Source organism: Thalassospira xianhensis MCCC 1A02616, assembly GCF_003326475.1.
In the GTDB taxonomy this organism is placed as follows: domain Bacteria; phylum Pseudomonadota; class Alphaproteobacteria; order Rhodospirillales; family Thalassospiraceae; genus Thalassospira; species Thalassospira xianhensis.
In genome coordinates, this window is record NZ_JPWA01000016.1 from 24,300 (window position 1) to 45,520 (window position 21,221).

16 protein-coding genes are annotated in these 21,221 nt (G+C 54.6%); 9 read left to right on the forward strand and 7 right to left on the reverse strand.

The genetic code is table 11. The features are described 5' to 3' along the window. The first annotated feature begins 354 nt into the window (after positions 1 to 354). The 3 genes from TH5_RS13870 (at position 355) to TH5_RS13880 (ending at position 3,373) form a co-directional block, all read left to right on the forward strand. A complete protein-coding gene (locus TH5_RS13870; protein WP_244204917.1) occupies positions 355 to 1,758 on the forward strand; it encodes a cache domain-containing protein in 1,404 nt (467 codons plus the stop codon). A gap of 60 nt (positions 1,759 to 1,818) precedes the next feature. After that, on the forward strand, positions 1,819 to 2,490 hold the full coding sequence (locus tag TH5_RS13875; protein WP_114122364.1) for a response regulator: 672 nt from the start codon (positions 1,819 to 1,821) through the stop codon (positions 2,488 to 2,490). Between the two features lie 166 nt (positions 2,491 to 2,656). Continuing rightward, entirely contained in the window at positions 2,657 to 3,373 is a 717-nt protein-coding gene (locus TH5_RS13880; protein WP_244204918.1) for a Crp/Fnr family transcriptional regulator, read from the forward strand. A gap of 19 nt (positions 3,374 to 3,392) precedes the next feature. Here the strand turns inward: TH5_RS13880 and TH5_RS13885 are convergent, their stop codons facing one another. The 4 genes from TH5_RS13885 to TH5_RS13900 all read right to left on the reverse strand — a co-directional run bounded on the left by TH5_RS13885 (position 3,393) and on the right by TH5_RS13900 (position 6,245). Next, entirely contained in the window at positions 3,393 to 4,145 is a 753-nt protein-coding gene (locus TH5_RS13885; RefSeq protein WP_114122366.1) for a hypothetical protein, read from the reverse strand. Positions 4,146 to 4,191: 46 nt separating this feature from the next. Further along, positions 4,192 to 4,551 (reverse strand): TraR/DksA family transcriptional regulator, encoded by a 360-nt coding sequence (locus TH5_RS13890; RefSeq protein WP_114122367.1) that lies wholly within the window; start codon positions 4,549 to 4,551, stop codon positions 4,192 to 4,194. Positions 4,552 to 4,660: 109 nt separating this feature from the next. After that, a complete protein-coding gene (locus TH5_RS13895) occupies positions 4,661 to 5,875 on the reverse strand; it encodes a hypothetical protein (protein WP_114122368.1) in 1,215 nt (404 codons plus the stop codon). A 91-nt stretch (positions 5,876 to 5,966) separates the two neighbouring features. Beyond that, on the reverse strand, positions 5,967 to 6,245 hold the full coding sequence (locus tag TH5_RS13900; protein WP_114122369.1) for a hypothetical protein: 279 nt from the start codon (positions 6,243 to 6,245) through the stop codon (positions 5,967 to 5,969). A gap of 511 nt (positions 6,246 to 6,756) precedes the next feature. Here TH5_RS13900 and TH5_RS13905 point away from each other — a divergent pair. The 5 genes from TH5_RS13905 (at position 6,757) to TH5_RS13925 (ending at position 12,495) form a co-directional block, all read left to right on the forward strand. Continuing rightward, complete coding sequence (locus tag TH5_RS13905) at positions 6,757 to 8,673, forward strand: ABC transporter substrate-binding protein (protein WP_244204919.1); 1,917 nt, start codon at positions 6,757 to 6,759, stop codon at positions 8,671 to 8,673. 45 nt (positions 8,674 to 8,718) lie between these two features. Continuing rightward, complete coding sequence (locus tag TH5_RS13910; RefSeq protein ID WP_114122371.1) at positions 8,719 to 11,076, forward strand: ATP-binding protein; 2,358 nt, start codon at positions 8,719 to 8,721, stop codon at positions 11,074 to 11,076. Between the two features lie 265 nt (positions 11,077 to 11,341). Then, the gene (locus tag TH5_RS13915) at positions 11,342 to 11,566 is read left to right on the forward strand and encodes a hypothetical protein (protein ID WP_114122372.1); all 225 of its coding nucleotides are present in this window, start codon (positions 11,342 to 11,344) and stop codon (positions 11,564 to 11,566) included. Between the two features lie 79 nt (positions 11,567 to 11,645). Further along, positions 11,646 to 12,212, forward strand: coding sequence for an NUDIX hydrolase (locus TH5_RS13920; protein ID WP_244204920.1), 567 nt, complete (start codon positions 11,646 to 11,648; stop codon positions 12,210 to 12,212). Positions 12,213 to 12,264: 52 nt separating this feature from the next. After that, positions 12,265 to 12,495, forward strand: a complete 231-nt coding sequence (locus TH5_RS13925) for a hypothetical protein (RefSeq protein WP_114122405.1) — start codon at positions 12,265 to 12,267, stop codon at positions 12,493 to 12,495. A 15-nt stretch (positions 12,496 to 12,510) separates the two neighbouring features. On the opposite strand, the gene pncB is transcribed toward TH5_RS13925, so the two are convergent. From pncB to TH5_RS13940, 3 genes are all read right to left on the reverse strand, one after another. Beyond that, positions 12,511 to 13,800, reverse strand: coding sequence for a nicotinate phosphoribosyltransferase (pncB, locus tag TH5_RS13930; RefSeq protein WP_114122374.1), 1,290 nt, complete (start codon positions 13,798 to 13,800; stop codon positions 12,511 to 12,513). A 179-nt stretch (positions 13,801 to 13,979) separates the two neighbouring features. Beyond that, positions 13,980 to 18,530 (reverse strand): glutamate synthase large subunit, encoded by a 4,551-nt coding sequence (gene gltB / locus TH5_RS13935; protein WP_114122375.1) that lies wholly within the window; start codon positions 18,528 to 18,530, stop codon positions 13,980 to 13,982. A 28-nt stretch (positions 18,531 to 18,558) separates the two neighbouring features. Continuing rightward, on the reverse strand, positions 18,559 to 19,989 hold the full coding sequence (locus TH5_RS13940; protein ID WP_110252464.1) for an NAD(P)-dependent oxidoreductase: 1,431 nt from the start codon (positions 19,987 to 19,989) through the stop codon (positions 18,559 to 18,561). A 265-nt stretch (positions 19,990 to 20,254) separates the two neighbouring features. Between TH5_RS13940 and TH5_RS13945 the strand changes: the two genes are divergently transcribed. Continuing rightward, entirely contained in the window at positions 20,255 to 21,085 is an 831-nt protein-coding gene (locus tag TH5_RS13945) for an undecaprenyl-diphosphate phosphatase (RefSeq protein WP_167443557.1), read from the forward strand. Positions 21,086 to 21,221: the final 136 nt, after the last annotated feature.

Here is a 21,221-nt window from a genome sequence, read left to right on the forward strand (position 1 = left end):
ATGATTCCGGAATGCGTTGCGGTGCGGGATGCCTGCAACGCCATACCATCTGTGGCGATAAAGGATGTCTGTCACGTTAAAACGCGTGCAGTGCATCCAGGGTTCCTGGCGCCCGGTGGGCAGGCGACGTGTCTGATATATGCGCAATGCGCTGCCTCTGTCAAAGCATGATCTTCGAAATTGGTAATACCAATTTCACTTTATCGCGGCCAGCGCCTTTTCACCATGCGGAAAATGTCGGCCTTGAACAATGCAACCCAAAGGTTCGAAAACTGCGATCAGGCGCAGACTTTTGGTGCTTTTGTGATATTGTCCGGCCCGAAAAAAATTTCCGCATCCGAGACTGTTGTGCCCATGCCGAAAATCAATCTTCGACTAAAGTTTTTGCTGCTGTCGATCCTGCCACTGGTTCTGGCGGCTGCGGCAATCTCGTATCTGGTGTTTGCACAGGCCGAACGACTGGCCGAAGCCGAAATCAGAACGTTTGAGCGCAACATCCTCGAAGCCCGCAAGGAAGAGCTTAAAAGCTATCTTGAGCTCGCCCTTGCCTCTATCGATCACATCTATTCGGTCGCAAGCCCGCTGGATGCAGTTTCCAAGGAGCGGGTCAAAAGCATCATCGAGGATCTATCCTATGGCGAGGATGGCTATTTCTTTATCTATGACCGCGATGGTACGGCCCTTGTCGACCCGCCACAGCCATGGCGTCTGGGTCGGACATACTGGAACCTGCGCGATCTGAACGGGAATTCCGTCATTCAGGCGCTGATTTTCAATGCCGAAAAGGGGGGCGACTTCCTGCGCCATGTCTGGGAAAAACCGTCAACCGGCGAACCTGCGGAAAAGATCGCCTATTCCCTGATGCTCGATAAATGGGGATGGATGATCGGCACCGGGATTTATATCGATGACATTTCCGAACAGGTGAAGGAAATCGAGACCGAGGTATCATCCCACATCCGTGACACGACCATATCGATTGTCGGCATCACCATTCTGGCGGTTTTACTCGTCGGTATTTCGGGCACTGTTGTTACGCTTTCAGAACGCAAACTTGCCGATTCCAAGCTAAAGGAACTGACCCATCGGGTGGTCGACGTTCAGGAACAGGAACGTTTGCGGGTGTCGCGCGAACTACATGACGGCATCAGCCAGATCCTTGTTTCCGTCAAATATTCGGTCGAAACCGCCATCGCACGATTGGGACCGGAAAGGAATGCCGCGACCGAACCGATGGAAAAGGCCGCCAAACGATTGCAGGACGCCATCCACGAAGTCCGTCGCATATCACGCGACCTGCGCCCGGCCGTGCTTGATGATCTGGGCCTGCGTCCGGCAATTGAAAGCATGTGCAAGGAATTGGCAGACCGGTCCGACATGCAGATTGATGTCAAATCGGATAATATCGATGTTGTTCTTGATATCGCGAAAAAGACGACCCTGTATCGCGTCTTGCAGGAAACCCTGACCAATATCGAACGCCACGCCGATGCCACGCATATCAAGGTCACGATCCGCCGCGAAGGCCAGAGTGTCGTGATGAAAATCATCGATAACGGTGTCGGGTTTGAAACCAACCGGTATATTCGAAATCGCGATCCGCGTGCCGGGATCGGACTTCGCAATATGCGCGAACGCATGGAATTCCATGGTGGCGGTATGACCGTCAAATCCGAACCGGACGATGGCACAACCATCACAGCCTATATTCCGGTTTCGCGTGATAATGATCTACCCGTCACCGCCATCACCGGCTAAGGTGGCATAAGATGTTTCGGCCCAAATGTTTCGGCAATGTGACAGAGAACTGAATTGACCATGAGCAGCGCAAATATCTCCTATTCGCCCAACCGCCCCATTCGTGTTTTGCTGTGCGACGACCATGCGCTGGTCATGGATGGCATTCGTTCACGTCTTGAATGCTATGACCATATCGATATCGTCGGCGAAGCTGGCAACGGCATGGAAGCCCTGTCGCTTGCCTCTAATGTCAGACCCGACATCGTTCTGATGGATATCTCGATGCCTGTGATGAACGGGCTTGAAGCCGCCGAAAAATTCCGCGAAACCATGCCCGATATCAAGGTCATCATCCTGACCATGCATGAAAATCCGGAATATCTTCGCACCGCCCGGCTGGCAGGCGCGCGGGGCTTCATCCTGAAGGACGTATCGTCAAACGACATGGTCCGCGCGATCGAAACGATTGCCAATGGCGGCGAGGCCTATAGCCCGACATTTGATCGCATCAGCAACAACGAAGGCATGCCTGACGACGGCATGCCGCTGACGACCCGGGAACGCACGGTCTTGCGGCTTCTGGCCAAAGGTGCCAGCAACAAGCACGTCGCCCGCGAACTTGATATCAGTGTCCGTACCGTCGAAACTCATCGCCGTAACATCAAACGCAAGCTCGATATCGACAGCTCTGCCGGACTGGTGCGCTATGCAATTGAAAAGGGCCTTGTCACCCTGGACAGCACTGCATAACGGCACGCCCGAAACGGTCGTGCCATTGTGACGTTTTTCGCGTTTTGGTCGCTATTAGGTTGAATTTACAAACCAATCAGGTAGATTACTCAAAGATTTAGAGTGCTTCCACCTAACAGCCTGCGGCGACCGATCCTGCATCTGTCCCGTTCCGTCAGGGGGTTTTGTGAATTACTCCGCACCGCAATCAGCCATACCCGACATGTTGCGTTGTCGCCAATGCGGCGTTAGGCAACTTGCGCTTTTCAACGACCTGACCGATGCCGATTTCAAACTGGTTCACTTGCCGGTCGAAGACATGGCAATTGCCAAACGCGCAGCCCTTTATAACGCCGGGGATGATGCAAATGCACTGTTCACACTGCGCAGCGGCCTGATCAAACTGACCCATTATCTGGCCGACGGTTCACAACGGGTTGTCCGGCTTGTCCGCCCCGGCGGCACAATCGGCCTCGAAGCCTTGGTAAGCGACTGCTTTGCCCACCACGCCGAAGCCCTTCAGGACAGCACGCTATGCCGGATTCCGGTTGCTGTTGTTGAAAAGCTTGATCGTGAAAGCCCCCGTTTGCACAAACAGTTGCTCACGCGCTGGCATCAGGCGGTGATGGAATCAGATAATTGGCTCACCCAGATGTCAACCGGATCGGCACGGGAACGGGTTGCACGGCTGTGCCTGTATCTGTGTGATGATACGGATGACAGTTGCGTTCTGCCCGGTCGCGAAGACATGGGGGCCATGCTGGGCATCACAACCGAAACCGCCAGCCGGGTCATCGCCGAGTTTCGCCGACATGGTCATCTGAACCTGCGCAATCGCTCTGAATTCGGGCTTGATGTCAAAGCACTTCAGATCGTTGCCGGACTTGATCACAAAGCAGCCTGATCAGATTGCACAAAACCCGTCAGCGCATTGCATCAGGCAATGTTGTCTGGAATGCCGAATTTGGTCCGCAGGCCTTTGATAACCTTTCATATTCATCGGGTGTATCTATCGCCCGATGGTCTTCGCGCCGCGAAAGATCGATGGCGTTCAATCGGCGTTTGAAATCCTGCCCATACTGGTTCAGCAAACGCCGTTGCAAGCGTTGCACCTCGCCGGCGCCAACCGGTCGCATGGCGGCAAAGTCCGCAGTAATTTCCGCAACCATCGCATCAAGTTCACGCTGAATATCGCGTTCCATATGCTGGTTGATCTGCACGTGCTGTCCTTCATGGGCATAGACTACGTCATATTCACATGTGCCACGCTCCAGCTCGGACGCGACATACACCAGATGTTTGATCACCTCGACCTCGGGATTGATCCGGATCGGATAAAGGCAAAATTGTCCCACTCCGACTTCGACCGGTTCAAGCCGCATGTCGAACCGTGCCTGAAGCTCATACTCGGTCAGGCCGGTCACCATATAACGACTGCCCTGGTTGGCACGATTATTGAGCCAGCGGACTGACCGGTGACGGTCCAGCATAGGGTCCTGATTGATAAAGGAAAGGCGCGCAACCGGTGCACGTACGACCGCGCAACTGTTTTGCTGCGCTCGTGCGTCGGCATAATCGAGTACAAAAAACAGCGATGCGACCAAACCGCATGCTGCGACCCTGCCCCAACGGATCAGTTTTTTCGATCCGGCATGCTTCGCCTTTTGAATTGCCATATATCGGATACGTTAATTCGGCCTGACCGGTTTGATCAATCCGCCTCTAACTGTGTTTGACATGGGCGGCGCAATCAACGCACAGCGGTGTCGTTGGATCAAATTCCAGACGCTTCTTTTCGATTTCCTCGCCACAGTTGTGGCAAAAACCGTAGTCGGCACGCTCCATCCGGGCCAGTGTCTTTTCAATACGATCAAGTTCGGCAGCGCGGCGGCGTTCCTGTTCCAGATGCATTTGCTGATCCTGAAGTGCATCCATCCGCGACAGGCGGCCTACGGCCTGTTGATCAAGCTCGACCGGCTTTCGATAATCTTCTGAATGGTTTGAATGGGCACTGATATCCGCGCGCCGGTCTTCAAGCCGCTGACGCAAGAATGCAATGTCGATATCTCTACGATCAGACATTCTGGTCCCTCACCGATTTGTTGCCGCCATAAAATATATATGGGTAGCGACCGGTGCATTTCGCCAAGGGGAGACACGAATTTGTTCTGCCCCCTGCATTCAGCCGTGCCTAGCCACAGTTTCCACAGGCATCGACCAGCTTTTCCATCGCAGCCTCGGCCTCGTCATCATCAAGTTTCTCGGCCTTCATCTTTTTCTGGATCTTGCAACACAGTGCCGGACCATCGGCAAAGGCATGGTCTGTCCAGAACGGAATATCGGTGCCGAAATATCCAATCTGATCAAGGAACGACACACCATAATAATACGCCGCCCCGACCGAATTATAAAAAGTCGGGTCATCGATGAACCCGCCATCCGGCGTCATGGATTTGGTCAGACACCAGTCCAGGATCGTGGAAATATCGGCTGATGCCAATTTCTGGCTATCGCTGTCGACTTCCGCCCAGCCAAGGTCAAAGATTTTGGCAACGTCATAATTGTTGTGATTGTTGAAATCACCATTGTGCTTCCAGCCAAACGGATAGGCATCATCACGGATCGCCAGTGTCGTTTTGAAAATAGCGGGCCAAAGCCCGACCTTGCCATGCTGATACGAAATATTGTGGAACGTCAGACTAAGGTCCGGGCTTTTCAGAATATCACCCGCGTCTGTTTCAAACCAGCCGCCCCAATATCCCGATCGCGCATCCTGCCAATCATCCAGCCAGCTTTTATACGCTGCGATATAATCATCGCTCAGATCAAAACCTTCGACGTATTTACGGAAATAATCGCGAATTTCGCTTTTGAAGCACATTTCCGATAATGCCGCACTGACCGCGCCAAGGGCATCGCGACGATCAAGACCATCAGCAAAAATTCGCGATGTTTTCTGACTGTTCAGCCAGGAAACCAGATCGGCCGGTTTGGCAATCGGCGCCAGGAATGTCAGCGGATAATCCGGTGCAATCCCTTCATCCGCCAGCGCATTAACGGCATCAATCATCGCATCAACCTTCAGGAACCACTGATCATAGCAAGGCCCCCACGATCCATCGCTTGCCACCTGTTCCTCGGCCCAGTCCTGATCCTTGTTTTTCAGCGACTTTTCAAACTGGGCCATCTTCTTTTCAAGTGCATCCCAGTCGGCGGTGTAAAGCAGCAACCACTTGCACTCGATCATATACTGATCGGATGCTGCCATGCTGTTGCCTGTCTGCTGGGCCGCGATAAGCTTTTCTTCCAGCGGGGCAAGCTTGTCGGCATAGGCACCTTTTCGATCGGAATAGTCCGGATCAAAAGCACTGAACTGCTGCTCTATCAAGGAATTGAAATCTGTCACGCGCCCCCCCTGTCATCGGTGTGTTCGACGACTTAAAACAGGTGCCGCCCGAAATGGAAAGTGAAACAGAAACAAACATCAGAAACGGCAGTCAGTCCTGAGCCAACCAATTTCTGATCACGCGCAATGCCTGCCCGGGATCGGTATCGACAATCCTGTTGGCAATATTGGCCTTGCGACGATCAATTTTTCCTTCAATCCCGGCCACCGAAAAACTGTCGGCATCAGAATCATGTCCGCGGTCATCCGGTCGATAGCGGTCCACCGATGATCCCGGTTCATAACGCGGGATCGGTGCCAACGGCTTTGGCCCGGACAGATACCCCGGATCAGAAGAAGCCTGATAGGATGATGCTGATTTGTTTGCCATACAGGAATTGTCTCTCCGATCCGCTCTTTCTGGCAAGAGGAATCACAGTCGGCGTCGTTGCCGTCAAATGACCCACAAAGCGTTCAAAACGAAATTTATTACCAAAAACTTATATGGTGATAACAAGCACATCAGACTGCGTTAGACTTTAGTTGCAGTCATCGCTGATCAGCACAAAAGCCAATTCCTGTCCAAATGTTAGGGAAACCCGCACGGATCGTCGAAGTAAGTGTTGGCTTAAGCTCAACAAGGCCCGGTTTATCAGGCTATTCCATGAGGTTCGAACGAAAATACGGCGGACCGATACGTTGTTTGCAGATACAAAAAGATGCACATAGGAAAATTATCCGCCTGTACGTTGTAAACAACGAACATCTGGCGCATCTTTAGAAGATCAGGGGAAAACCGGCTTTCAAAACTTTACCCGGCATTGGCTTTAGGATATTCACCACCTAAGAGTAGGGATATCGATACCTTTCGATAGGCATAAAAAATTCAGGGGAAGCCCGACGTGTACAGGGTAGTGGGTTGTTTTACATCGCTGGTATTACTGCTGGCCGTGGTTTTGACTGCGGCTGGAAATGATGGGTATGCGGCTGAATTTGGTGAAGCACCGATGCTTGCCGATATGGTCGCAAACGGAAAACTGCCACCTGCCGGGGAACGTCTTCCGCGTACCCCGATGATTGTCACTCCCAATGACAAGCTTGGCCAATATGGCGGCACATGGCTGATGGCCCAGAATGCCGAACGCGATCACGCCCTTCTGATCAGGACCATCGGGTATGAACCGCTCTTGCGCTGGACGCCGCAATGGACGGATACGGTCCCCAATGTTGCCCTTTCGATGCAAGCCAACAGCGATGCGACGGAATTCGTGTTCCGGCTGCGTCCGGGAATGCACTGGTCGGATGGTGCCCCTTTTACCGCCGACGACATCGCCTTCTGGTATGAAGACATTTTGCTTAATCCCGCATTCGAAAATGCGACGCCCGAATGGTTGACCGCCGGTGGAAATCCGGTTCACGTTGAAAAAATCGACGAAACCACCGTCGCCTTCCGGTTCAACACACCTTATGGCCTCTTTCCGACCTTCCTTGCACGTCCCGAAGGCGTCGAACCGGTAAGCTATCCGGCGCATTTCCTCAAACCCCTGCTGCCAAAATATAACAAGGATGCGGATGCAAAGGCACAGGAGCTTGGCTTCAAAGGATGGAAGGATCGTTTTGTTTCGGTATTCGGCACACCGGGCACCATCGACGATCCCGGACGATGGCAGAACCCGAATGTCCCGACCCTGAACGCATGGGTTTTGACCGGTGTTTACGGCAAGGACGATCCACTGGTTGCCGTTCGCAATCCTTTTTACTGGAAAATCGATCCGGGCGGACGACAACTCCCCTATATCGACCGCGTGTCCTTTGATCTGGTCAACAGCAAAGACGAAGCCGGTGATGCGGCGATTGCGGGCAAGGTCAACATGCAGGAACGCCATATCGGCCAGCGCGCGGACGAAATTCTTGCCGCCAATGACAGCCTGCAATCCTTCACCCTGATAGAAAGCGACATGAATATTCTGACCCTGTCGCTCAATCTGAACGACAGGGACCCTGTTCTGCGCGACATATTCCAGAACAAGGAATTCCGTGTTGCCCTCTCACATGCCATCGACCGCGACAGCATCATCGGCAGGTTCGTTCCCGGTGCGCTGCCCCATCAGGCCGCACCAAGGCCCGAAAGCCCGCTTTACCACACGGTTCTGGCGCGCCAGTTCATCACCTATGACCCTGTGCTTGCCGCAAGCCACCTTGCAAATGCCGGGCTGACACGCAAAGATGACGAAGGCTTCCTTCTGCGCCCGGATGGCAAACGGCTGTCCTTCACCATTGATACCGAGGGTGCATCCCGCTTCGAGATGCTTTCTGCCGTCGTTGATTACTGGCGCGATCTCGGCCTTGATGTAACGCCCCGGGATCTGTCGCGCGATGTTTTTGTAAACATGCGTGAAAATAACAATCATCACGCCAGCGCATGGGGCGGTGACGGCGGCCTTGATGCCATGGTGATTCCGATCAACTATCTGCCGGTATCAAGCGAATCATCGTGGTACGCGACCGGCTGGGCCGAGTGGTATACAAACCCGACAAATCCCGATGCAATCGCCCCACCCGCCGAGGTAGTCCGTCAGCTGGCACTCTATAACCAGTTGAAAGCGACGGCAGATGCGGAAAAACAAAATAAACTTATGCGCGATATTCTCGACATCAGCGCAAATCAGTTTTACGTTATGGGAATTGCCTTGCCGCCCAATCGCAAAGGGCTCGTGGCAAAGAACTTCAAGAATGTTCCCAAGGTCATCCCTGCGGCTTGGAGCTATGCCACACCGGCACCGACCAATCCATCCCAGTATTATCTTGAGAGCCAATAACAGAATTAACCGGCAATCAGGCTGGGCCAGGGTTTAGAGGTTGGCGTGAAGAAGCTTTTTGACCGCCTGTTTGGCAGTCTGGTTTTCAAGATCGGGATCGCAATTGTTATTGTCGAAACCATCCTGCTTGGCCTCTTTGGCGGTTATTATGTTCAGTATTTCGGGGCAGAAATTGATCGGCGGATTGCCGAACAGATCAGTGCGCCCGGCCGCCTGATTCAGGACGAACAGCTCAAGATTTCCGTGATCAGCGACCCGAAACAGCTTGAATTGCTTTTGGGCCCGCACCTTCGCGAAGCCATGGCAATCGGCTTTGACGGCACGATCTATCACGCGATGGACCCGATGCTGATCGGATCGGATATTGCTTCTGTTCCTGACTTCCCAAAAGACCGGCTTTCTGCGGACCTGCGCAATCAGGTACTGTTTACAACCGATGGCCCGGATGGCCGTAACATGGTCAGTATTACACCGCTGTTCAGCCTGAATGCCAATCAGCCTTTCATGTTTGCCTATTTCAAGGTTTCGACCGTCGGCCTTGAAGAAAGCCAGCGCCAGATGCAATCCGTGCTGCTGATCGGGTCGGTCCTGTGCATTCTGATGACGTCGGGGCTGATTTTCCTGTTCATGCAGCAAACCGTGTTGCGCCGACTGATCACGGCCGCACAGTTCGTTTCCGAAATCCAGTTTGGCAAGCTCAGCGCCCGCCTGAAACCTGCCGGCCGAGACGAAATCGGCACACTGGAACGCGGCCTCAATACAATGGCCGAAAGTCTGGAACGACGCACCAACCAGCACCAGATCGCCCAGGAAGCCCTTCGCGACAGCGAGGAACGCTTCCGCGACTTCACCCTGTCATCTGCCGACTGGTACTGGGAGATGGGGGCGGATCTGAAGATCGCATTTGCCTCCTATAAATTCTATCAGCTGATTGAAGAACTGAACGGCTCGCCACAGGGTCAGTCCTTTGACAAACTGGGCCTCAAGGCCGAAACCGATCATAGCTGGAACAGTCTGGTCAAACGGCTGGAAAGCCATCTGGCGTTCCAGAATTTCGAATTTTCCTGGATGTCGCGTGACGGGCAAAAACATTTCGGCCGCATCAATGGCGTGCCGGTTTTTGATCTGGATGGTTCGTTCAAGGGATATCGTGGCACCGGCAGCGACGTAACATCTCAGCATCGCGCAACCGAAGAACAGCAGGCCCTGCAACGTCAGCTTGCCACGTCACAAAAACTCGAAGCCGTGGGGCAGATGGCCGGTGGTGTCGCGCATGAATTCAACAATTGCCTTGCCGGCATTTTAAGCTTTGCCGAAGTTGCGCGCGCCAAAATCGATGACCCGGAACGGGTAAAGGAATACCTTGATCACGTGATTTCCCTTGGCGAACGCGCCACCAGCGTTGCTGATCAGCTTCTGATGTTCTCGCGTCGCCGGATTGATCAGCCCACCATCGTTCAGGTCGATGCCGCGATTAGCGAAATGGAAAAGCTGCTCGTCACGCTGCTTGAACACCGGATCGAACTGCAGATCTGGGCCAATGACGCCCCGCTATATACGCGGGTTGATCCGACACAGCTTTCGGCCTGCATCCTGAACCTTGCGATCAATGCCCGTGATGCGATGCCCGATGGCGGCACGTTGCAGATTTCCTGCTATGGCGCAACAGTACCGCCTGCCGATGAACGCTCCCCCGATGACGAAGATGACATCTTCCCGAAGGCCGCCGCGGGCGATTATGTCGTGGTAACAGTTCAGGATACCGGTACCGGCATTCCTGCGGACATTCTGGGTAATATCTTCGAACCCTTCTTCTCGACCAAGGAACCCGGCAAGGGCACTGGACTTGGCCTGTCGATCGTGCACAGCTGGGTCGAAGAATCGAACGGCTTTATCGATGTCGAAAGCGTCGAGGGCGAAGGTACGACTTTCTCGATCTATCTGCCGCGCTCCGAAGCCGGCAAGGTCAAGGCATCCGCCCTGCAGGAAATAGACTATTTTCCAGGTAATGGCGAACGGGTCCTGATTGTCGATGATGAACAGTCACTGCGCACGACCGCCAAGATTATTCTTGAAGATGCCGGCTTTGACGCCATAGTCGCACGCAGTGCCGAAGAAGCCCTGCAGATCATCACCGAATCACAAAAGACCGACCGGATTGACGTCATTCTGACCGATGTGGTCATGACGGGGCTAAGCGGGCCGCAACTTGCCATCGAGGCACAGCGTCAATACCCGGATCTGGCCGTGGTCTTCATGTCGGGTTATCCGGCACGGACGCGCAGGGAAATGGAAAAGATGCTGGGCGATTATATTTTCGTCAAAAAGCCGTTCCGTCCCGCCCAGTTGCAAAAAGCCATCCACGAGGCTCTTGCCTACAAAACCGAGCGTCAGAGGCTTTAGGACATCATCAGCCGATTCGTCAAAACGTCATGGCCGTTGCGCGATCCCGTGCCACGCTGTCGCAGCACACCCAGAAATTTATTTTCCAAGGGAAACATAAACCCTTGATTTGGCACCGTTCACAAAAAAGTAATCGCTGTTCGATGCGCTGCTGTGACAGCTGTCACTTTAAAAGTGTTAAGCGAAGCCTAATCTAAGAGTCAGAAGCCGTGATATTGCCAATGTGCAGCTATCACACCTTCACGGAATTTGAGACGAGGATACGATGATCGGATCAGCAGGTTCAGGACTTAGCGCTGCCGCACAGGCCGTAAATGACGCGATCACACCAGGCGGCGGTAAGGATGGCGTATCCGCACCGCTTGCCGCGGCAACTTCTTCGATCCAGAAAGCTCAGGGCCTTGCACAGGTTATCGGCTCCATCGTCACGGAACATCAGCCGCTTGAAACCAGCGGCGCACGCGGTACCCGCGTCAATATTCTAACGTGATTTTTCCCTCTCGTTAGCTTCCTCGGGGTGGTTTCGACCACCCCTTTTTCTGCATGGCTTCCGGATGTATCCTGTCCGTATGCAGAAACCATCCGGACCCCGTGAAAAAATCATTCCCGAAGGCGATGACCGCGAACGGTTAAGCTGTCCCGATTGCGGTTACATCCGTTACGACAATCCCAAGATCATCGTCGGTGTGGTCGCAACCTGGGAAGACCGCTATTTGATGTGCCGTCGCGCGATCAATCCGCGCAAGGGCCTCTGGACGCTGCCCGCCGGTTTCATGGAAATCGGTGAAACATCTGCCGCCGGTGCTGCACGCGAAGCCTATGAAGAGGCCCGTGCCGATCTGTCGCTTGATCGTTTGCTTTGCCTATATGACCTGCCCCATATCAGCCAGTTGCAATTGCTCTATCGCGCCACCCTAAACAGTCCCGATATTTCGTGCGGCCCGGAAAGTCTTGATGTTGGTCTGTTTCGCTGGGCCGATATCCCGTGGGACGACATCGCCTTCCCCACCGTCCATTGGGCCTTGCACCATCATCGTGACGCCGTCGGGCAGAATGTCTTTCCACCATTTGGCAATCCACCCGGCGCATCGGCCCGAATGGGAAACGATGGAGGTGACGACACCGCAACTTCATGACAAAACCCGTTGGCCGTGCTAATGTTTTTGCGATTTCAGAATGGATGAATTCATGGCAACCAACCGGATCGGCAGCAGTGCCACACAAACGGGTCTTCACGATGCCCGCTCCATGCCACAGGGTGTGCCTACCGGTGCGCGCGGGCGTGTTGCCGCCAACACCGATCAGCCATCATCTGACAGCTTCATCGCCGCCCAACTTGCCCGTCTGCGCAATCTGATCGCAGCCGATCAGATTGACCACAATGCGCGGCGCGGCACCTATCTGAACATTCTTCTCTGATCCGGCTTATCCGGATCAAGCCTGTTGTACAGGATTTCCAAAAACCCGGATGTAGCGTTCAACTTGCTCTGGATCGCCCGAAATCTTTTCCGGGTTGTCCGAAAGCTTGACCGCCGGTTGCCCGTTGGCACTTGTCACCTTGCACACCAGCGACATGGGTTCAAGCCCCTGTTCGCCTGCCGGATCACAGCCACGAAAATCATTGGTCAGGTTCGTGCCCCAGCCAAAGCTCATCCGGACCCGGCCATGGAAATGCAGATAGGTTTCGATGATCGCATCAATGTCGAGATTGTCGGAAAAGACCAGAAGCTTCTCGCGCGGGTCTTTACCATGTTCTTCCCACCATCGGATGATCTGTTCACCGCCTTCAATCGGGGGCGCACTGTCGGGGCGAAATCCGGTCCAGTCCGCCAGCCAGTCCGGCGCGTCTTTAAGGAACGCCGCCGTTCCATATGTATCGGGCAACGCGATCAGAAGATTGCCGCTGTAATGCTGGCGCCATTGCTCAAGCACGCGATAAGGCGACGCGGCAAGTTCGTCATCGTCCTTGGAAATGGCCGCTTCGACCATCGGCAATTCGTGGGCGTTGGTGCCAATCGCCTCGATATCGGCCGTCATCGCCAGCAACACATTCGATGTGCCGATAAACCGGCTGCCGATCCCCTCTTTCAGGGCCTCAACACACCAGCGCTGCCATAAAAAGCCATGCCGTCGCCTAGTGCCGAAATCGGCAAGAACAAGGTCCGGCAAATCGCGCAGCCGTTCGACTTTTTCCCAAAGTTTGGCCTTAGCGCGGGCATATAGCACATCAAGTTCAAACCGCCCGCGATTGCGCAACACCGCACGCGACCGTAATTCGGTAATGATCGCAAGGGCCGGTGTTTCCCACATCGAACTATGCGTCCATGGCCCCGTAAAATGCAGTTCAAACTGTCCGTCAATCTTGCGCAGTTCATATTCCGGCAACTGGAAATCGCCAAGCCAGCTGATGAATTCCGGTTTGAACATATGGCTGCGCCCATAAAACGTCGCCCCCGCCAGCCAGATCAGTTCCTGTCGCGTAAAGCGCAGGCTTCGCGCATGGTCAAGCTGCGCGCGCAATTCGCCTTCGTCGATGATATCACCAAGCCTTATATGATGGCTGCGATTGATTAGCGAAAAGGTGACGTCCACGTCCGGATGTTCCTGCCAGATCGCCTGCAACATCAGAAGCTTGTAAAAATCCGTGTCCAGAAGACTGCGGATGATCGGATCAAGCTTGAAATTGTGGTTATAGGCCCGTGTGGCGATGTCGGTAACGGTCATGAACCACCTGTCAGGTTGGCTGGAATGTTCGCATTGACATAAGTATCAATGCCCCCCGGCGAAAGCGCCACCCCGCAAACATCCCTACGGGCAAAAAAGAAGCCCCGTACAGAGTACGGGGCCAGTTTGTTTGTCCGGGTGTATGGACAAGGGAGCTTGCGCAAAAGCGTGAAAAGGGTTCACGCAGTTGCCTGGTTTTCGCTCTCAGAGCGAATGGGGTTTTCCAGCTTGTCGACGATTTCTTTCGGCACGATCTGCCAGAAATTGCCGCGTTCGCGATCCCAATTATCGAGGATGGTGCGTGCAAAACCGCTGTCGGTTTCTGCAACATGCTCTTCAATCAGCGAACGACAGACTTCGTCCCAATGCTGGGTTTCAATACGCTGGTACAGGATGGAGCCATCATTGACGACATCACCAAAGGTGCCTGCAACGTCATAGATGAACGCCATGCCACCGGTCATGCCGGCACCAAAGTTCTCGCCAACCGCGCCAAGGATCACGGCCGTACCACCGGTCATGTATTCACAACCGTTCGAACCACATCCTTCAACCACAACCGTCGCGCCAGAGTTACGAACGCAGAAACGTTCCCCGGCCTGACCGGCTGCAAACAGCTTACCGGCCGTCGCACCGTAAAGAATGGTGTTACCGATAATCGTGTTTTCGTTGGTCTTGAGCGGGCTTGACGGCCGCGGGCGCAAGACGATGGTACCGCCCGAAAGACCCTTGCCGACATAATCGTTGGCATCGCCCTGAACTTCGATTTTCAGACCCTGAACCGCAAACGCGCCCAGTGACTGACCGGCAGAACCGCGCAAACGCACATGCAGGTGGCCCGGTTTCAGGCCGGTCATGCCATATTTCTGCGTGATCAGTGACGAGATACGCGTCCCGATCGCACGCTGCGTGTTCTGGATGTTGTATTGCAGCTGCATCTTTTCGCCGTCTTCAAGCAATGCACGTGCATCCTTGATCATCTGGGCGTCAAGCGTGTCGGGCACTTCGTTACGGCCAACCGTCGTGCAGTAACGTTTGTGATCACCGGCGTCAGCCTGTGCAAGCAGCGGGTTCAAGTCAAGGTCAACAAGATCCTTCGCGCCGCGATGAACCTGTTGCAACAGGTCCGAACGGCCGATGATTTCCTGCAGGTTGTCATAGCCAAGCTCAGCCAGGATATCCTTGACCTCTTCGGCCATAAACGTGAACAGGTTGACCAGCTTGTCCGCCGTACCCACGAACTTGGCACGCAATGCCGGGTCCTGGGTACAAACGCCAACCGGGCAGGTGTTCGAATGGCACTGGCGCACCATGATACAGCCGAGCGCGATCAGGGATGCAGTACCGATACCAAATTCCTCGGCACCAAGCATCGCACCGATCACTACGTCACGACCGGTTTTGAAACCGCCATCGACGCGCAGTTTGACCTTGCTGCGCAGGTTGTTCAGCGTCAGGACCTGGTTGACTTCCGAAAGGCCCATTTCCCACGGAATACCAGCATATTTGATCGATGTCTGCGGGCTGGCACCGGTACCGCCATCATATCCCGAAATCAGGATGACGTCGGCCTTTGCCTTTGCCACACCGGCCGCAATCGTGCCGACCCCGGAGCGCGACACCAGCTTGACGCAAACGCGGCAACGCGGGTTGATCTGTTTCAGGTCATAGATTAGCTGAGCCAGATCTTCGATCGAATAAATGTCGTGGTGCGGCGGCGGCGAAATCAGGGTCACACCCGGCGTCGCGTGACGCAACTGTGCGATTTCAACCGTCACCTTGAAGCCCGGAAGCTGACCACCTTCGCCCGGTTTTGCACCCTGGGCGACCTTGATCTGGATTTCTTCGCAGTTGTTCAGATATTCGGCGGTCACACCGAAACGACCAGATGCCACCTGCTTGATGGACGAACGCGCATTATCTCCGTTCGAACGTGGACGGAAACGTTCACGCGATTCACCACCCTCGCCCGAGTTCGATTTCGCACCAATACGGTTCATCGCAATCGCAAGCGCCTCGTGCGCCTCGGTCGAAAGCGCACCGTGGGACATGCCCGGTGTTACGAACCGTTTGCGAATTTCGGTAATGCTTTCAACCTGTTCCTGACGAACCGGTTTACGGTCGGAACGGAAATCAAGCAGATCACGAAGATGAAGCGGCTCACGCGAACGCAGCCCTTCCGAAAACTTGCGGAAGGTATTGTACGACCCCGTCGTGACGGACGACTGCAACGTGTGGATCAGCGGACCGGTCCAGACATGGCGTTCACCCGAACGGCGATATTTGTAAAGGCCACCGACCGGAAGGGTCACGACATTGCCGTTAAACGCTTCCTTGTGCTGGGCAATGCAACGGCGCTGGATACCCTGAAGACCGATACCCGAAATGCGCGATGGCATACCCGGGAAGAATTCCGCCACCAGCGACCGCGACAGGCCGATACTTTCGAAGTTATAGCCACCGCGATAGGAACTGATGATCGAAATGCCCATCTTGGACATGATCTTGAGCAGGCCGGCATCAATCGCCGCCTTGAAACGCTGCATGACTTCCGCAGTGCTGCCGACACTCGGGAACAGTCCGCGCGCATAACGGTCCAGAAGACCTTCCTGCGCCAGATAGGCGTTCACCGTCGTCGCACCCACACCGATCAGAACGGCAAAGTAATGCACATCCATGCATTCCGCCGAACGAACGTTAAGCGAGATATAGGTACGCAGCGACGTTTTCACGAGATAGCTGTGCACACCACCCGTTGCCAGAACCATCGGGATCGCGGCACGTTCGGTCGTGATGCCTTCATCGGTCAGGATGATATGAAGCGCACCACCACGAACGGCTTCTTCGGCTTCGCGCTGGATGCGGGTGATCGCATCGCGAAGTGCTGACGCACCACCATTGATGTCAAACGTGGTATCGATTTCGACCGCCGTATCGCCCATATAGCCGCGCATCGCGTCATATTCGGCGTTGGTCAGAACCGGGCTTTCAAGCTGAAGCAGGTCGCACTGGCTTTCATCCTCGTCAAGGATATTGCCAAGGTTGCCAAGGCGCGTTTTCAGGCTCATGACGCGGGCTTCGCGCAAAGAGTCGATTGGCGGGTTGGTCACCTGCGAGAAGTTCTGACGGAAGAAATGGTGCAAACCGCGATACCGGTCCGACAGGATCGCAAGCGGGGTGTCATCCCCCATCGAACCAATGGCTTCCTTACCGTCCTCACCCATCGGGTGCAGGATCAGTTCAAGGTCTTCATGGGTAAGGCCCATCGCCTTCTGCAAACGCAGAAGCGCTTCCTTGCCAAGGCGCGCAGGTTCGGTGTGCTCTGGCGAAATCAGGTCATCAAGCACCTTGGTGCGACCCACCCATTTCGACCAGTCACGACGGTTCGCGAGCTTATCCTTAAGCTCGCTGTCATGGTACAGCTTGCCTTCTTCAAGATTGATGGCAATCATCTGCCCCGGACCAAGCCGACCTTTTTCAAGGCAGCTTTCCTCGTCGATATGGACCATACCCGCTTCGGAACCGGCGATCAGAAGGCCGTTACCCGTGACCGCATAGCGCAACGGACGAAGACCGTTACGGTCCGTACCACCCATCAGCCATTTGCCACCATAAGCTGCCAGTGCCGCCGGGCCGTCCCACGGTTCCATCACCGCGTTGCAATAGGCATAAAGGTTTTTATAGCTATCCGGCGTCGATGCCTTTTTCGACCAGGCTTCGGGCACCATCATGGTTTTCACCATTGGCAGGTCACGACCGGCCCGCACCATCAGTTCAAACACGGCATCAAGGGCGGCCGAGTCCGATGAACCCGGCTGAATGACCGGTTTCAGGTCTTCGATGGTGTCGGAAAATGCCTCGTGCGCCATCCGGGCTTCGTGGCTTTTCATCCAGTTGACGTTACCGCGCAGCGTGTTGATCTCGCCGTTATGGGCCAGAACACGGAACGGCTGCGCCAACGGCCAGCTCGGGAAGGTGTTGGTCGAATAACGCTGGTGATAGACGCAGAAGTTCGAAACGAACCGCTCGTCGCGCAAATCCGGATAGAAGATGTCGACCTGCTCGGCAAGGAACATGCCCTTGTAGATGATCGAGCGGCACGACATCGAACAGATATAGAAATCCTTGATCGCCTCGGACAGAACCGCTTTCTCGACGCGACGACGGATGGTGTAAAGATCAACCTCGAACTGGTCTTCATCAACGTCACCCCGCGCACCGATCAGAACCTGTTCGATTTCAGGCCGCGTCTGGTTGGCTTTTTCACCGATAACCGAAACATCGACAGGAACCTGACGCCAGCCAAGAATACCATAACCCTGTTTCAGGATTTCGGTTTCAACGATGGCACGGCACCGTTCCTGTGCTGACATGTCGATACGCGGCAGGAATACCTGACCAACCGCAATCAGGCTTTCCGGCGCTTCCTGATTGATAACCTTCAGATACGCCTTAAAGAAATCCTGCGGGATTTGCAGGTGAATGCCTGCGCCATCGCCGGTTTTGCCGTCGGCATCAACGGCACCACGGTGCCAGATCGCCTTAAGCGCTTCGATACCGGCTTCAACCACCTCGCGACGCGGCTTGCCATCAATCGCACCGACAAGACCCACGCCACAGTTGGCGTGTTCTTCGGCCGGATCATACATACCGTTCACCGACAGATGTTCGGCATTCTTTTCAAAACGGGCGATCTCTTGCGCGCCACGGTCATGAATAATCTTGTTCATAACTCTCTCTCCTAATGCGGCAGCGGGCTTAAGCAGCAGCTTCTTTGCGCGCCAGCAGATATTCATCGATCCGGTCAGCCGCATCGCGACCGTCACGGATGGCCCAAACCACCAGCGACGCACCGCGCGCAATATCACCGGCGGCAAAAACGCCATCCAGATTGGTCATCATCGAACGGAAATCGATTTTAACCGTGCCCCAGCGCGACACACCCAGTTCCGGTGCCTCGAACAGGGTCGGCAGGTCTTCCGGCTCGAAACCAAGTGCCAGAATGACCATGTCGGCATCCATGGTGTAGTTCGACCCTTCGATCAGTTCCGGGCTCTGGCGGCCACCGGCATCCGGGGCGCCAAGGCGCATCTTGACCGCACGCACACCGGTCACCTTGTCGTCGCCAACAAAGGCTTCCGGGTTGGTCAGCCAGACAAATTCAACGCCTTCTTCCTCGGCATTGGCCACTTCGCGCTGGGACCCCGGCATATTCGCACGGTCACGGCGATAAAGACATTTGACCGACTTCGCACCCTGACGGATCGCGGTACGGACACAGTCCATGGCCGTATCGCCACCGCCAATAACCACAACGTTTTTGTCTTTGGCATTCAGCGTGCCATCGTCATAGGCGGCAACCGTGTCGCCAAGGCCGATGCGGTTCGACGTCGTCAGATATTCCAGTGCCGGATAGATATTGCCAAGACCAACACCGGGCAGCTTCAGATCGCGGGACTTGTAAACACCCGTGGCGATCAGAACGCTGTCATGTTTGCGGCGCAGTTCATCAAGCGTCGCGTCGCGGCCAACCTCGAATTCGGTGTGCATTACGACACCGCCTTCTTCAAGCAGCTTTACGCGGCGTTCAACGATATGTTTTTCAAGCTTGAAACCCGGAATCCCGTAAACCAGCAATCCGCCCATACGGTCATAGCGGTCATAGATATGGACTTCATATCCTTTGAGGCGCAGTTGTTCGGCCGCTGCCATGCCTGCCGGACCACCACCGATGATCCCGACCGACATACCGTTTTCCTGCGTCGGCTTGGGGGCCTTGACCCAGCCATTCGCAAACGCAGTATCGGTAATGTATTTCTCGACAGAGCCAATCGTGACAGCACCATGCGTTGACTGTTCGATCACGCAATTGCCCTCACACAGACGATCCTGCGGGCAGATGCGACCGGTCACTTCCGGCATGTTGTTGGTTGCTGCCGAAATGGCATAGGCTTCTTCCATACGACCTTCGGTCGTCAGGCGCAGCCAGTCCGGGATGTTATTATACAAAGGACAATGGGCCTGACAGAACGGCACACCACATTGCGAGCAGCGCGCGGACTGATCGGCCGCAGCTTCTGTCTCGAAACCTTCGTAAATTTCATTGAAGTCCGTGCGACGCTCGGATGCTTCTCTCTTGTGCGGATATTTTTGTTCAAGATGAACAAACTTCAGCATCTTTTCTGTCATAGCAGCCCTCTAAAAGGGTTTTATGTTGCGGGTTGGCTTTTGTATACGCGCCGGTTTTGCAAGAATCCAGCACAAAATGCATGATAGGTCAATATTGCTGACCATTATATCCCCAAATAAAATCAGGGCATCAGGAATTTCTGGTTTTAAAGCGCTGAAAGAAAGTTTCAATAGTACCATTTTGGTACTATTAATGCGTTTCGCCTGTTCGCGCTAAGCTGCTATAAGCGGGGAGTTTTTGCCGATAACAGCGATCGAGGCCGGGGTGACGTTACAACATATAATTCTTCTGGCAGTCATCCAGGGGATCACGGAATTCCTCCCCATCAGTTCATCAGGTCACCTGATCCTGACCCCCGCCCTGACAGGTGCTGCAGATCAGGGTTTGTTGGTAGATGTTGCCGTTCATGTCGGCACACTGGCCGCTGTTCTGATCTATTTCTGGCGCGATGTTTTCGCGATGATCGGCGGATTCTTCTTCCTTCTGTCCGGCCGGATCAATCCCGGTGCCCGACTCGCGCTGCATATCATCCTTGCCACCATCCCGGTGGTGGGGGTCGGCTTCTATCTGAAAGTCTCCGGGATCGAGGAACAATTGCGCTCGGTCGAAATCGTTGCCTGGACCACGCTTGTCTTTGGCATTGTCCTTTGGATTGCCGACAAGATCGGCATGACGATCAACCGGCTTGAACATATGCGCTGGGGCGGGGCCTTGTTCATCGGCCTCGCACAGGTCATTGCCCTTATTCCCGGTACCAGCCGTTCGGGCATCACCATGACGGCGGCACGCCTGATGGGCTATGAACGTGCTGATGCTGCACAGTTTTCGATGCTGCTGTCGATCCCGGTCATTCTGGGTGCTGGCCTTCTGGCCGGTATCGATCTGCAACAATCGGGTGACATGGCCCTGACCATGGATGTCCTGCTTGCTGCCGGCCTCTCCTTCATCACCGCCCTGATCGCCATCGCCATGCTCATGAGCTGGCTTAAACGGTCAACCTTCACGCCGTTTGCGATTTACCGCATTCTTCTGGGCGGCGGCTTGCTGGTGTGGATTTACGGTTACGGCATGGCACCTTTCGAAACGCTGTTCTAAGCCGCACATAAAGCCCTTCCTACCCTCCTATCGGGCAGATTGAACAAGGCGCGAACCCGGGTATATTCCGCTGGCTTCGCGCCTTTTTTGTGTCTGGTGCCCCAAACTTGCCTTTCCAAATAATTTACCTTGCCCA

Bases quoted from the DNA above. Each gene is read 5' to 3' on its own strand.
- TH5_RS13870 (WP_244204917.1), top strand. From the start codon at position 355: ATGCCGAAAATCAATCTTCGACTAAAGTTTTTGCTGCTGTCGATCCTG.
- TH5_RS13875 (WP_114122364.1), top strand. From the start codon at position 1,819: ATGAGCAGCGCAAATATCTCCTATTCGCCCAACCGCCCCATTCGTGTT.
- TH5_RS13885 (WP_114122366.1), bottom strand. From the start codon at position 4,145: ATGGCAATTCAAAAGGCGAAGCATGCCGGATCGAAAAAACTGATCCGT.
- TH5_RS13890 (WP_114122367.1), bottom strand. From the start codon at position 4,551: ATGTCTGATCGTAGAGATATCGACATTGCATTCTTGCGTCAGCGGCTT.
- TH5_RS13900 (WP_114122369.1), bottom strand. From the start codon at position 6,245: ATGGCAAACAAATCAGCATCATCCTATCAGGCTTCTTCTGATCCGGGG.
- TH5_RS13915 (WP_114122372.1), top strand. From the start codon at position 11,342: ATGATCGGATCAGCAGGTTCAGGACTTAGCGCTGCCGCACAGGCCGTA.
- TH5_RS13920 (WP_244204920.1), top strand. From the start codon at position 11,646: ATGCAGAAACCATCCGGACCCCGTGAAAAAATCATTCCCGAAGGCGAT.
- TH5_RS13925 (WP_114122405.1), top strand. From the start codon at position 12,265: ATGGCAACCAACCGGATCGGCAGCAGTGCCACACAAACGGGTCTTCAC.
- pncB (WP_114122374.1), bottom strand. From the start codon at position 13,800: ATGACCGTTACCGACATCGCCACACGGGCCTATAACCACAATTTCAAG.
- gltB (WP_114122375.1), bottom strand. From the start codon at position 18,530: ATGAACAAGATTATTCATGACCGTGGCGCGCAAGAGATCGCCCGTTTT.
- TH5_RS13940 (WP_110252464.1), bottom strand. From the start codon at position 19,989: ATGACAGAAAAGATGCTGAAGTTTGTTCATCTTGAACAAAAATATCCG.